We start from the raw sequence: 12,233 nt of genomic DNA on the forward strand, positions 1-12,233 counted from the left end.
AAGTCTCGCCCCCCCCGACCCACCCCGCTACTATAGGCAAATGAACGAAACTTCCGCGACGTCCGCCTCGGGCGACAGCCTGCTCCCCGACGGCATCACCACGCTGACGACGATCCATTTCGCGATCATCGCGGTGCTCGCGCTCTTCGTGATCGCGGGGCTGCTCTGGGGCATCAAGGCCAAGCGCAGCCGCAAAAAGGCGTCGCGCGACGTCATCGCCAACGCCCGCGAAGCCGGCGTCGAACCCGCACCCGAGCCGACCCCCGATCTGCCCCCCGCGCCGACGCCCGCCGCCGCCCCAGCTCCCGAAACGCCCCCGGCCTCAACCCCGAAGCCGGCCGCGAAACCGGCTCCCGCGCCCAGCCAGTCGCAGGTCCAGACCGCCCCGATACCGACCCCCGCCCCGATTCCGGTCGCGCGCCCGGTCGCGCCTGCACCGCAGCCAGTCGCCCCCGCGCCTGCTGCTGCCGCTCCCGCGCCGGCCCCCGCGCCGCTGTCCGACGAACCGATCGCCGCCGCCAGCTTCGACGCCAACCCTGCCGCCGAAGCCGCCACCCCGACCGAGGCGCCAGCCCCCACTCCGACACCCACCCCGGCACCCGCCCCGGCCCCGGCTCCAGCCCCGACGGTCGACCACGCAGCCGCCCCCGTCACCCAGCTCAAGGGCCTCGGTCCCAAGGTCGCCACCCGCCTCGCGGAACTGGGCGTCACCACCGTCGGCGACATGGCCGCACTCTCCGAAACCGAAGCGCAGAACATCGACGCGCAGCTCGGCGCCTTCACCGGCCGCATGGGCCGCGACCGCTGGATCGAACAATCCCGCCTCCTCGCCGCCGGCGACAAGCCCAGCTTCGAAGCGGTCTTCGGCAAACTCTGACGCGCAGGCCGCGCGTCAGCGTTTTGCATCGCGAATGGCTGGGTTTGGTGGACAGTGGACGTTAGGAAGATCTGGTTTCCCAAGCGATGAAGCCCAGCTTGATGCGCTCGCGACACGCCCAATCGAGGATGCGCTGGGTTTGATCGTCAGTCAGGCCGTCTGCCTCGGGATGTTTTCTGCCGAACGCAAAAGAACCGTCATCACCTACGCGCCACGTGATCTCATCCGGGTTGATGCCGCAATCTATGATCGCTTCGCGCGCCTTCGCTTCGGTTGTGCGTTGACGGGGTAGCAGTAGCGAAAGCAGGAACGGCATCTTCATGAGCGCCCGTTTGCGCTTATCAGCGAGTGTCTGCAATTGGGCGTGAGGGGAACGGCCGGAATTGGTGGAGAGAGGCCTGTCCGCTTATGGGAGGCAGATGGCGTTTAGTACACCTGCATCAACGCCGTGTTCTTCGCCTGACCGTATCAGCAATCCACAGGAACAAGACGAGGATAGGCAAGCCTACAAATGCGCCGCCGATCATCCTAGCTAAGTCATTATCTGGTTTTGTAAATGCTTCGAGCCCTCCGAAACCAATCCCGAGCCAAACTAATGGTGTCAATCCTAGCCAAGCCAGTGATATAGTTAAGTAGATATTTCGAAGTGTATTGCCTTGGGGGTCCATCGGGTTATGCTGAACGAGTGGCGGCTATCAGGCAAGTCATAGTAGATGCCAAATGTCTGAGAATGGGCGTCAACGGACCGGCCGCGTTGCTGCTTTACAGCAATGCAAAACCTCCAAGCCTCGCACCACCCCGCCAGCCTCAAACCTCGCTGACGAGCAGCTTGTCGATCCGTCGCCCGTCCAGATCGACGATCTCGAACTTCCACCCCTGTTCGACGAAGCTCTCGCCCTCGCCCGGCAGGTGGCGGAACACCGCGAGCGCCAGCCCTGCGACGGTCGCGTAATCGCGGTCCTCGGGCAGGTCGATGCCCAGCCGGTCGGCCAGCGCATCCGCCGCCATCGTGCCCGCGACCAGCAGCGAGCCGTCGTCGCGCACCACCACCGACGGCGAATCATCGGGGTCCGCGTCCGACTTGAACTCGCCCGCGATCGCCGCGAGCAGGTCGGCGGGGGTCACGATCCCCTCGAAATGCCCGTATTCGTCATGGATCAGCGCCATCGGCACCTCGGCCTGGCGCAGCGCGATCAGCGCGTCCATCGCGTCGATCTGGTCGATCACCACCGGCGCCTTGCGCATCAGCACGTTGAGGTCGAGCGGCTCGCCGCGGAACAGCGCAGCGGCGATGTCGCGCGCCTGCACCACGCCGCGCACCCGGTCGATCGACCCGTCGCCGACCGGCAGCCGGGTATGCTGCGACGCGAGCAGCGTGTCGCGGATCTCGTCGGCATCCCAGTTGCAGTCGAGCCAGTCGATATCGGTCCGCGGCGTCATCACCTCGCGCACCGGCCGGTCGGCCAGCCGCACCACGCCCGAGATGATCGAGCGCTCATGCTCCTCGATCACGCCCGACTTGGACGCCTCGGCGACGATCAGGTGGAGTTCCTCGGCGGTGACATGCTCCTCCGATTCGCGGTTGAGGCGCAGCGCCTTGAAGATCAGCGCGCTCGTCGAATCGAGCACCCACACGATCGGCGCGGTGATGATCGCCAGCCAGCGCATCGGCCGCGCCATGAACGCGGCGATCGTCTCGGGCGATCGCAGCGCGAATTGCTTGGGCACCAGCTCGCCGATGATCAGCGAGGCATAGGTGGTCAGGCCGATGACGATCGCAAAGCCCGCGGTCTCCGCCGTGCTCGCGCTCAGCCCCAGTGCCTGCAGCCGCGCCGCGGTCGGCGTGCCCAGACTCGCACCCGAATAGGCGCCCGCGAGGATCCCGATCAGCGTGATGCCGATCTGCACGGTCGAGAGGAACTTGCCGGGGTCGGCGGCGAGCAGCAGCGCGGCGCTCGCGCCCTTGCGCCCGGTCCGCGCCAGCGCATCGAGCCGCGCACGCCGCGACGACACGATCGCAAGCTCGCTCATCGCGAACACGCCGTTCAACGCGACGAGCGCGAGGATGATCGCGACGTCGATCCAGGGGAAGGGGGGAAGCGGTGCCATTGGCTCGATCGTCTCTTGGCGCACATTCGCGCGCTTCACAACCGGTCTCGACACTTATCGTCATCGGGCGTTCAGTGCGCAGGTGGAACAATCGCCGAATATGCCGGGTTATCTGCGGCATGATCAAAAGGGACAGAGACATGAAGGCCAAGGGTATATTCATCGGCGCAGCGCTCGCCGCACTCGTCACGACGTCGGCCTGCACGACCGATCCGGAGACGGGCCAGCGGACGATCTCGAAGACCGCGCTCGGCGGCATCGGCGGCGCACTCGGCGGCTATCTGCTCGGCGACATCGTCGGCGGGCGCAACGACCGGACCGAGAAGCTGCTCGGCGCCGGCATCGGCGGCCTCGCGGGCGCGGGCGTCGGCGCGTACATGGACAAGCAGGAGCGCGATCTGCGCGCGCGCACCGCAGGGACCGACGTCCAGGTGATCCGCCAGGGCGACGACCTCGTCCTCAACATCCCGTCGGGCATCACCTTCGCCTATGACAGCGCGACCGTGCAGCCGCAGTTCCAGCGCACGCTCGACCAGGTCGCCTCGACGCTCGGCCAGTATAACCAGACCTATATCGACGTGTACGGCCACACCGATTCGACCGGCAGCGACTCCTACAACCAGACCCTGTCGCAGCGCCGGGCGACCTCGGTCGCGGATTATTTGTCGAGCCACGGCGTCCAGTCCGCCCGCATCGGCACCCGCGGCTACGGCGAAAGCCAGCCGATCGCCTCGAACGACACCGACGCCGGCCGCGCCGCCAACCGCCGCGTCGAAGTCAAGATCGTCCCCATCACCCAGAACGACCTCCGCTAACTCCACCCCTCCGCCCGCCCCCTCCGTCATCCCGGCGAAAGCCGGGACCCAGGGTGCGGGCGGACCGGCAGCAGAAGACAGGGGTTCGCGCGGAGGCGCGGAGACGCAGAGCGGGTGTGCACGTCGCGAAGCGACCACCCAATCACCTCTGGCAGAGCTAAAGGTCAGGGTCTCCCGACCGAAAGGCCGGACGCACCCCCTCCGCGCCTCCGCGCCTCCGCGCGAACCCCTTCTTCTTAATCACCCCGTCATCCCGGCGAAGGCCGCGACCCAGGGTCACAAGCGCAAACCCGCATGGCCCTGCGCCCCGGCGCCAGCCGGAAGGACGAGCACGCGCCACAAGACAGAAGAAGTTTGGTTCACGCGGAGGCGCGGAGACGCGGAGACGGTGTGGACGCCGCGAAGCGACCGCCCGATCAGATCCGGCAGCGCAAAAGGTCAGGGTCTCCCGACCGAAGCGCCGGATGCACCCCCTCCGCGCCTCCGCGTCTCCGCGCGAACCCATTCTTCTTCTACGGACGCCGCTCCCGGAAAAACCCCGTCAGCAACCCCGAGGCCTCCCGCTCCCCGATCCCCGCATACACCTCAGGCCGATGATGGCATGTCGGTTGCCCGAAGAACCGCGCCCCATGCTCGACCGCGCCGCCCTTCGCATCCGCCGCCCCATAATAGAGCCGCGCGATCCGGGCGTGTGCGATCGCCCCCGCGCACATCGCGCACGGCTCGAGCGTCACCCACAGATCGCAGTCTTCCAGCCGGTCCCGCCCCAGCGCCCTGGCCGCCGCGCGAATCGCGAGCATCTCGGCATGCGCGGTCGGATCGCACAGCGCGCGCGGCGCATTGGCCGCGGTCGCGATCACCTGCCCGGCACGCACCACGACAGCGCCGACCGGCACCTCGCCCGCCGCCGCGGCATCGCGCGCGGCGTCGAGCGCGCGCCGCATCGGGTCGGGGATCGGAAACATGCCCCGCCCTGCCCTGCCTTCCCCATCAGGTAAAGCCGCAGGGCAGGGCGGGCGCGGATCAGTTGGCGGGCACCTGGCCATTGTCCGCCGCGGTCCCCGGCTTGTCGACTGAGATCGTCGGCACCGCGACCGTCTTGGTCTCGGTCCCCAGCCGCACCTTGGCGACGTCCGCCTCGAATTTCGGCGTCTGGATCGCGCCGGCGCGCGTCTGGTCGATGTTGATGATCCCGAAATACATCAGAGCGACGACGGCGAGCAGCGCGATCGCGACCAGAGACAAGAGCGTACGCATGGAATTCCCCTTATATAAGGCCACGCCCCATGGCGGGCGTCGACCGGTTCGATGGCGTAACAACGTCGATCAACCCCGCGCGGTTGCACGCCCCGCTCTGCCGCCCCGTTCGCCGCATCCGCGTGGGCACCGATCGGCAAAAACGGGTGAATCGGTTGACGCGGCCGCGCTTGCCGGGTATCCGCGCGCCTTTCCGGGGTTCCTCCCGACACTTGATAGGTAGACAGATGTCGCGCATTTGCGAACTGACCGGCAAAGGCCGGATGGTCGGGAACAACGTGTCCCACGCCAACAACAAGACCAAGCGTACGTTCCTGCCCAACCTGCAGAACGTCACGCTGATCTCCGACTCGCTCGAGCAGAGCGTTCGTCTCCGCGTTTCGACGCACGGCCTGCGTTCGGTCGAGCATAATGGCGGCCTCGACAACTGGCTCGTCAAGACCTCGGACGACAAGCTCTCGCTCAAGGCCCGCCGCCTGAAGCGCGACGTCGTCAAGAAGATCGCCGCCGCCGCCTAACCCGCGCGACTGCGACACGGCCCCGGCCCGCGCTCCTACCGGAGCGCGGGCCGTCGGCGTTTGTGCGCCCGCCGCACCGAAACCCGCCGCCGAACCCGTTCCACCTCCCTCTCCGTTCGTGTCGAGCGCAGTCGAGACACCGCCCGCCCGGCGCACCGTCCCCTCCCGTTCGTATCGAGCAACCCCCTCCCGTTCGTGTCCAGCGAAGTCGAGACACCGCCACCCCGCTCGCCCCCCGCTACCCCTCCAGCCGAAACTTCAGCAACAGGGTCCGCTCCAGCACGGTCTCGTTGTCGTCCGACACGATCCACACCACCGTGTCGCCCCCCTCGCGCCCCACCGCGATCCCCTCGAAATTGTCATGCACCAGCGGTGCCGCCAGCCGCGCGATCTCGCGCCCGCGCACCACCGCCCCCGCCCGAATCGCCCCCGATTCGATCACCGTAACAGCGTTGGAAAACGCGAACGGCGCCGCAAAGGCGCGATTGAGCACGATCAGCCGCCCATCAGGCAGCTCGGCGACATCGACCGGACTGAACCCCGCCGGCGGCACATAAATAAAGCCCACCCCGCGCGCCGTCAGCGGATCACCCGCAAAGAACAGCCCCCGCCGCCCGGTCCCGCGCCCGACCCCGCCCGCGCTCGTCCGCACCCGCGGCCGCGCGGTCTCCGACAGCACGACGAATCGCCCGTCGCGCAACCGCACCATGCTCTCGGGCCCGCCGTTATCGGGCCATTCGCGCATCGCCCGCGGCCGGACCATCCCCTCAAATCGCGCCAGCAGCGTGCCGTCGGCCCCTGCGGCATAGCGCCCGACCGCGTTCCAATATTCGAACCCGACCCAGGCGGTCCCCGTCGCGGCATCGATCGTCAGCGATTCGCTGTCGCGGTCGCGCTTCGACCAGCCCTGCCCGGGACCACCCGGCAGCGCGGCAAAGCCGATCCCCGCGGGCCGCCAGTCGTCACCGATATGAAAGCGGACGATATTCCCGCCATCGCTGAGCAGCGTCACCTGTGTCCGCGAAGCCCTGCGACGGACCGCGATCGAGGAATATCCCCCGAACGCCGAATCGCGACTGCGCAGCACCACCCCGCCCAGATAGGTCAGCCCGCCGAGCCGCCGCCGCGACGGATCGGCCGGATCGATCCGCACCCGCGTCGCGGTCATGTCCGCCGCCGCGCCCAGCAGCGGGAGCCGCGACGTGCCGCTCCATCCGGGCACCAGCAGGTGCACGCTCGCCAGCACGAACAACAGGGTCGGGATACGCCGCACGCCCGCCCCATAGCCGCTGCCGCGCCCGGGGGCACCCGCTTCCAGTCAGGCGCGCGCGATAGGGCGCGGGACCGGAGTCGCGCCTGAACCGTTGATAACGAACGCATTCAGGCTCGGCTCAATCCGACTCGACCATAAGGCTGTCATCAGGATCGAAGGGCCCGCCACCGGCGCACTCCCCCAGGTCCCAAATGGGAGACGTTTGATGTTCAAGACCTTCACCCTCGCCGTCAGCGCGCTCGCAATGGGCACCGCGACCCTGGTCCCCGTCGCCGCCGAGGCGCAGCGCTACGGTTACGAGCGCGGCTATGACCGCGGTTACGACGGGCGCGGCTATGACCGTGGCTATAACGGCCGGGGCTATGACCGCGAATATCGCGGCAACGACCGCCGCTACAACTACCGCAACGACCGCAACAACCGTCGCGGCTGCGACAATACCGGCGGCACGATCGTCGGCGCCCTCGCCGGCGGCCTGCTCGGCCACACGGTTGCCGGTCGCGGCAACGGCACGATCGGCGCGCTGCTCGGCGCCGCCGGCGGCGGCCTCGCCGGCAACGCGATCGATAAGTCGGACAATCCCCGGTATTGCCGCCGCTAAGCGCGACAGCGCGGGTGCTCGCCAAGCCGAGCACCCGCGCCACCCAGTTCCCCCAGTTCCCTCGCGTAGCGTATCGAGGGCAGAGGCCGGTCCCCCACAGGGGGCCGGCCTCGTGTTCGTCGAGGGTCGCGCAAAGTCGCGCACCCTCGACCGGCCGGCGGGTGGCGCCAGCGCCAACCCGGCCGACGGCTTCGCCGACGGCAGGCCCGGCCTGAGCCCTCACCCCTTCGTCATCCCGACGAAAGTCGGGACCCAGGGTACCACCCGCAACGCCCGTGACCCTGGGTCCTGACTTTCGTCAGGATGACGGCTAATTTTTGGCAGCGGTGATCGACACCCCACCCCCGTCATCCTGACGAAAGTCAGGATCCAGAGCCCAGGCCACCGTCCCCAGCGACCCAGAGAAACCCACGCCGCCGGCAAAGCCGTCGGCCGGACCGGGTTGCACCCGTCCGCCGGCCGTGCCGGTTTTGCCCCGGCTGCCGCGCAGCCGGGGCAAAACCGTCAGTACATATGCTGCCCGCCATTGATGCTCAGCGTCGAGCCCGTCACGAACCCGCCCTCTTCCGAGCACAGGAACACCACCCCGCGCGCAATCTCGCTCGCCTGGCCCAGCCGCCCGACCGGGATCTTCGCGACGATCTTCTCGAGCACGTCGGCCGGCACCGCCGCCACCATGTCCGTATCGATATAGCCCGGCGCGATCGCATTGACCGTCACGCCGGCCCGCGCGCCCTCCTGCGCCAGCGCCTTGGTGAAGCCGTGGATGCCCGATTTCGCCGCCGCGTAATTGACCTGGCCATATTGCCCGGCCTGCCCGTTGATCGAGCCGATATTGACGATCCGCCCCCATTTGCGCGTCCGCATGCCCGGGAACACCGCCTTGGCCATGTTGAAGCAGCCGCCCAGATTGGTGTCGATCACCGCTTTCCAGTCGTCATAGCTCAGCTTCAGGATCGTGCCGTCGCGCGTGATGCCCGCATTGTTCACGACGATGTCGACATCGCCCAGATCGGCCGCGACCTTCGCACAGCCCGCCTGGCACGCGTCGTAATCCGCGACGTCCCATTGATAGACCGCGATTCCCGTCCGCGCGGCAAACGCCTCGGCGCGTTCGGCATTGCCCGCATAGGTCGCCGCCACGGTCAGCCCGGTCTTCTGCAGCGCAAGGCTGATCGCCTCGCCGATGCCACGCGTTCCCCCGGTTACGATCGCGACGCGTGCCATGCCTTCTCTCCCGCCATACGTGTTTTACCGGAGGCTAACCGCGGCGCGTCCAACCTTCAAGCTCGCGTGCGAGCAGCCGCTCGAGCATCGCGATCCCCGCGGGGCCGTCGTTCAGGCACGGCAGATAGGCAAAGTCCTTCCCGCCCGCCTCCTCGAAGCTCTCGCGCCCACGAATCGACAATTCCTCGAGCGTTTCCAGACAGTCCGCCGAAAAGCCCGGCGCAAAGATCGCGACCTTGGTCTTCCCCGCCTTGGCCAGTTCGACCAGCGTCTCGTCGGTCGCGGGCCCGAGCCATTTCTGCGGCCCGAACCGCGACTGGAACGCGACCGTCAGCTCGCGCCCCATCGCTGCGCTCAGCAGCCGCGCGGTCTTCTGGCAGTGGCAATGATAGGGATCGCCCATCTCCAGCGTCCGCTTGGGCATGCCGTGAAAGCTCGCGACGATCGCATCGGGGACGAAATCGAGCGCGGCGAGCGACGTCTCGAGATCGGTCTTCAGCGCATCGATATACAAGGGATCGTCATAATAAGGCGGCAGCGTGCGCAGCGCGGGCTGCCAGCGCAGCCCCGCCAGATGCGCGAACGCCTTGTCGTTGGCGGTCGCGGTCGTCGCCGCGCAATATTGCGGATAGAGCGGCGCGAGCAGGATCCGCTCGCAGCCCGCGGCCTGCATCGCGCTCAGCCGCTCGGCGATCGCCGGCCGGCCATAGCGCATCGCCCAGTCGACCATCACCTCGGGCCCGAACGAATCCTTCACCGCCGCCGCCTGCAACCGCGTGATCGCGGCGAGCGGCGATCCGTCCTCGCGCCACACCTGGCTGTACGCATGCGCCGATTTCTTCGGCCGCGTGTTCAGGATGATGCCGCGCAGGATCGGCTGCCACGCGATCGCCGGGATCTCGACGACGCGGCGATCCGACAGGAATTCGCCGAGATAGCGTTTGACCGATCGCACGTCGGGGCCGTCGGGCGTCCCCAAGTTCATCAGCAGGACGCCGATCCGGGGCTTCGGAATCGCGGGATGGTCGGGGGGCAGGGTCATGTCGAGGGTCTTAAAGGCAAATCGCGCAGACGAAAGCCCGTTGCGGAGAAGATTGCGTTGGCGATCGCCGGCGCGACCGCAGGCACGCCCAGCTCGCCGACCCCGCCCGGCGCCTCGTCGCTGCGGATCAGCTCGACGGTGATGTCGGGCGTGTCCGCCAGCCGCGGCAGGTGCAGGTCGCCAAAGCCGCGCGCATCGGCCAGGTTGCGCGTGAAGCCGGTCGTCGCACCCAGCGCGGTCGCCAGCCCGAAGATCAGCCCGCCCTCGATCTGCTGGCGGACCAGATCGGGGTTGATCTGCACCCCGCAATCGACCGCCGCGACCAGCCGCTCGACCACCGGCCGCCGGTCCGCGCCGAGATGCGCCTCCGCCAGCACCGCGATGAAACTGCCGCGAAAGGCGTGGGCCGCGATCCCCTGGCCGCTGCCGGGGACGCCGCCATTCCACCCGCCCAGCGACGCCGCGGTCGACAGGCACCGCGCCAGCCGCGCGCCGCCGCCCAGCATGCCGATCCGGTAGGACATCGGCTCGGTCGCGGCGATCCGCGCGAGCTCGTCGACGAACGTCTCGGTGAAGAACGCGGTATAGCCATGCGCGCCGCCGCGCAGCGCGCCCGTCGGCACGCCGATCTCGGCCGCATGATGCACGACCGCCACCGCCGGGATCGCATAGGCGGGCAGCGCACCGCCGACCGCATGGGGATCGCCGCGGGTCAGCGCGGTCGCCGCGCGGCTCGCGATCCCCGGCAGCACCCGCGCCGCGATCTCCGCGCCGGTCGCGGGCGCCGCGATCGCCGTGCGCCAGGCAAGGATCCGCCCACGCGCATCGAGTCGCGCCGCCAGCCGCGCCGCCGCCGCGGGACGATAGCGGTCGTGCATCAGGTCCTCGGCCCGCGACCAGACCAGGCTGACCGGGCGCTTCAGCCGCACCGCCAGCACCGCCGCCTGCGCCGCCGCGTCATGCCCCAGCGCGGCGCCGAACGCCCCGCCGACCGGCATCGGATGGATCACCACCTGCGCCTCGTCGAGCCCCGCCGCGCGCGCCGCCGCCGCGCGCGCGGGCCCCGGCGCCTGAGTCTGCAGCCACAGCTCCAGGATCCCGTCGCGGTATGCCGCGGTCGCGCTGCGCGTCTCGATCGCCGCATGCACCGCGGGCGCGACGCGGTAGGCCGCGGTCACCACCCCCGCCCCGTCGAGCAGCGTGCCGATCTCCCCGGTCTGCGCCATCGTCGCCCCCGGCGTCTCGAACGCGGCGTCGAGCGCGGCGGCGATCGTCCCGCTGTCGACCAGCGGCCCCCGCGTCGCGAAGCGCGGCGCCATCGCGGACAGCGCCTGCTGCGCCGCCCAGCCGGTCGTCGCCACCGCCGCGACCCAGGCCGGCGTCTCGACGATCTGCAGGACGCCGCGCACGCGGTCCGCGGCGGCGCGGTCGACCCCGATCAGCCGGCTGTCGCCGACCGGTCCCTGCCGGATCGCCGCATGGACCATGTCGGGCAGGCGGACGTCGCCGGTGAAATTGGCGGATCCGTCGACCTTGGCAGGCGTGTCGATCCGCGGCACCGACCGCCCCGCGAGCGCCCCCGCGCCCGGCCCGCCGATGCCAGGCTCCTCGGGCAAGGTCTCGCGCGCGGCGTCCTCGGCCAGCGCGGCGAAGCGGATTCGCCGCGTGCCCTGAACGACGAACCCCGCCTCGGTCCGGCAGTCCGCCCAGTCCGCGTCCCAGCGCCGCGCCGCCGCCTTGCACAACAGCACCCGCGCCGCCGCGCCCGCGCTCCGGCACGCCGCCTCGAACATCCGCACCGAACTCGATCCCGCGGTCAGCATCGGCGCGGGGCCTGCGACCGCTGTGGGAACCACGCCCGGCATCCCCTCGAAGAGCGCGTTCAGCCCGACCGGGTTGGCATAGAGCGGGTTGAGCGGCGCAGGCTCGACCCCCACCGTCCGCCAGTCCGCGCCCAGCTCGTCCGCGACGATCTGCGCGAGTGCGGTATAGACGCCCTGCCCGTGTTCGGCCTGCGGCACCGCGACCGTGACATGCCCGTCGCTGCCGATCTTCAGCCACGCCCCGAACGCACTCTCCCCCGGATCCGCCACCAGCGTCGGCGCATAATCACGCGGCCACAGCCCCCAGGCGACGACCAGCCCGATCCCCACGCCGCCCCCCGCCAAAATCCCCCGCCGACTGATCATCCCGCGCCCCTACCCCGTCTCCCCCCCGCGGTGAAGGCGCCGCAAACCGCCGGATGCGGGGAGCGGGGAGCGCGCACCACCCCCCACCCGTCATCCCGACGAAAGGATTGGATCATCCGCCCGCACCTCATCCCCCTCCCGTCATCCCGACGAAAGTCGGGACCCAGGGTAACAGGCCACAACGCTGCTGGGCTCTGGATCCTGACGTTCGTCAGGATGACGGGAGTGGGTGGGTCATCCGTCCGCCCCTCAACCCCCTCCGTCATCCCGACGAACGTCGGGACCCAGGGTAACAGGACGCAACGCCGCTGGGCCCTGGGTCCTG

12 protein-coding genes are annotated in these 12,233 nt (G+C 69.4%); 4 read left to right on the forward strand and 8 right to left on the reverse strand.

Features of this window, described 5'->3' with window-relative positions; translation table 11 throughout:
- Nucleotides 1-40: 40 nt before the first annotated feature.
- The gene (locus C8J24_RS04865; RefSeq protein WP_107930699.1) at nucleotides 41-877 is read left to right on the forward strand and encodes a hypothetical protein; all 837 of its coding nucleotides are present in this window, start codon (nucleotides 41-43) and stop codon (nucleotides 875-877) included.
- Between the two features lie 61 nt (nucleotides 878-938).
- Here the strand turns inward: C8J24_RS04865 and C8J24_RS04870 are convergent, their stop codons facing one another.
- Together C8J24_RS04870 and C8J24_RS04875 are read right to left on the reverse strand one after the other, a co-directional pair.
- Complete coding sequence (locus tag C8J24_RS04870) at nucleotides 939-1,199, reverse strand: hypothetical protein (protein ID WP_107930701.1); 261 nt, start codon at nucleotides 1,197-1,199, stop codon at nucleotides 939-941.
- 485 nt (nucleotides 1,200-1,684) lie between these two features.
- Nucleotides 1,685-2,986 (reverse strand): hemolysin family protein, encoded by a 1,302-nt coding sequence (locus tag C8J24_RS04875; protein ID WP_056406965.1) that lies wholly within the window; start codon nucleotides 2,984-2,986, stop codon nucleotides 1,685-1,687.
- 140 nt (nucleotides 2,987-3,126) lie between these two features.
- On the opposite strand from C8J24_RS04875, the gene C8J24_RS04880 reads away from it, so the two are divergent.
- On the forward strand, nucleotides 3,127-3,801 hold the full coding sequence (locus tag C8J24_RS04880) for a YiaD family glycine zipper/OmpA-like lipoprotein (RefSeq protein ID WP_056406963.1): 675 nt from the start codon (nucleotides 3,127-3,129) through the stop codon (nucleotides 3,799-3,801).
- Between the two features lie 512 nt (nucleotides 3,802-4,313).
- Here the strand turns inward: C8J24_RS04880 and C8J24_RS04885 are convergent.
- Both C8J24_RS04885 and C8J24_RS04890 read right to left on the reverse strand, forming a co-directional pair.
- Nucleotides 4,314-4,745, reverse strand: a complete 432-nt coding sequence (locus C8J24_RS04885) for a nucleoside deaminase (protein WP_031441085.1) — start codon at nucleotides 4,743-4,745, stop codon at nucleotides 4,314-4,316.
- Nucleotides 4,746-4,824: 79 nt separating this feature from the next.
- On the reverse strand, nucleotides 4,825-5,058 hold the full coding sequence (locus C8J24_RS04890; protein ID WP_031395039.1) for a hypothetical protein: 234 nt from the start codon (nucleotides 5,056-5,058) through the stop codon (nucleotides 4,825-4,827).
- Between the two features lie 227 nt (nucleotides 5,059-5,285).
- On the opposite strand from C8J24_RS04890, the gene rpmB reads away from it, so the two are divergent.
- Nucleotides 5,286-5,576: a 50S ribosomal protein L28 gene (rpmB, locus tag C8J24_RS04895; protein ID WP_031395040.1), complete on the forward strand. Its 291-nt coding sequence runs from the start codon at nucleotides 5,286-5,288 to the stop codon at nucleotides 5,574-5,576.
- A gap of 238 nt (nucleotides 5,577-5,814) precedes the next feature.
- Here rpmB and C8J24_RS04900 read toward each other — a convergent pair whose 3' ends face one another.
- Nucleotides 5,815-6,849, reverse strand: coding sequence for an esterase-like activity of phytase family protein (locus tag C8J24_RS04900; protein WP_244180418.1), 1,035 nt, complete (start codon nucleotides 6,847-6,849; stop codon nucleotides 5,815-5,817).
- Between the two features lie 205 nt (nucleotides 6,850-7,054).
- On the opposite strand from C8J24_RS04900, the gene C8J24_RS04905 reads away from it, so the two are divergent.
- Nucleotides 7,055-7,450, forward strand: coding sequence for a glycine zipper 2TM domain-containing protein (locus tag C8J24_RS04905; protein WP_107930703.1), 396 nt, complete (start codon nucleotides 7,055-7,057; stop codon nucleotides 7,448-7,450).
- A gap of 504 nt (nucleotides 7,451-7,954) precedes the next feature.
- On the opposite strand, the gene phbB is transcribed toward C8J24_RS04905, so the two are convergent.
- Genes phbB through C8J24_RS04920 form a run of 3 tightly spaced genes read right to left on the reverse strand, consistent with a single transcriptional unit; the run spans nucleotide 7,955 to nucleotide 11,908 of the window.
- Complete coding sequence (phbB, locus tag C8J24_RS04910; protein WP_031439092.1) at nucleotides 7,955-8,677, reverse strand: acetoacetyl-CoA reductase; 723 nt, start codon at nucleotides 8,675-8,677, stop codon at nucleotides 7,955-7,957.
- 34 nt (nucleotides 8,678-8,711) lie between these two features.
- Complete coding sequence (gene hemH, locus C8J24_RS04915) at nucleotides 8,712-9,719, reverse strand: ferrochelatase (RefSeq protein WP_107930706.1); 1,008 nt, start codon at nucleotides 9,717-9,719, stop codon at nucleotides 8,712-8,714.
- Nucleotides 9,716-11,908: a xanthine dehydrogenase family protein molybdopterin-binding subunit gene (locus C8J24_RS04920; RefSeq protein ID WP_107930708.1), complete on the reverse strand. Its 2,193-nt coding sequence runs from the start codon at nucleotides 11,906-11,908 to the stop codon at nucleotides 9,716-9,718. Before C8J24_RS04920 ends, hemH begins: the two co-directional genes overlap by 4 nt.
- Between the last annotated feature and the right edge of the window lie 325 nt (nucleotides 11,909-12,233).

Source organism: Sphingomonas aerolata, assembly GCF_003046295.1.
Classification (GTDB): Bacteria; Pseudomonadota; Alphaproteobacteria; order Sphingomonadales; family Sphingomonadaceae; genus Sphingomonas; species Sphingomonas aerolata.

Coding starts and splice junctions, on each gene's coding strand:
- phbB (WP_031439092.1), bottom strand. CDS start 8,677: ATGGCACGCGTCGCGATCGTAACCGGGGGAACGCGTGGCATCGGCGAG.
- C8J24_RS04905 (WP_107930703.1), top strand. CDS start 7,055: ATGTTCAAGACCTTCACCCTCGCCGTCAGCGCGCTCGCAATGGGCACC.
- C8J24_RS04865 (WP_107930699.1), top strand. CDS start 41: ATGAACGAAACTTCCGCGACGTCCGCCTCGGGCGACAGCCTGCTCCCC.
- hemH (WP_107930706.1), bottom strand. CDS start 9,719: ATGACCCTGCCCCCCGACCATCCCGCGATTCCGAAGCCCCGGATCGGC.
- C8J24_RS04880 (WP_056406963.1), top strand. CDS start 3,127: ATGAAGGCCAAGGGTATATTCATCGGCGCAGCGCTCGCCGCACTCGTC.
- rpmB (WP_031395040.1), top strand. CDS start 5,286: ATGTCGCGCATTTGCGAACTGACCGGCAAAGGCCGGATGGTCGGGAAC.
- C8J24_RS04875 (WP_056406965.1), bottom strand. CDS start 2,986: ATGGCACCGCTTCCCCCCTTCCCCTGGATCGACGTCGCGATCATCCTC.
- C8J24_RS04870 (WP_107930701.1), bottom strand. CDS start 1,199: ATGAAGATGCCGTTCCTGCTTTCGCTACTGCTACCCCGTCAACGCACA.
- C8J24_RS04885 (WP_031441085.1), bottom strand. CDS start 4,745: ATGCGGCGCGCGCTCGACGCCGCGCGCGATGCCGCGGCGGCGGGCGAG.
- C8J24_RS04890 (WP_031395039.1), bottom strand. CDS start 5,058: ATGCGTACGCTCTTGTCTCTGGTCGCGATCGCGCTGCTCGCCGTCGTC.
- C8J24_RS04920 (WP_107930708.1), bottom strand. CDS start 11,908: ATGATCAGTCGGCGGGGGATTTTGGCGGGGGGCGGCGTGGGGATCGGG.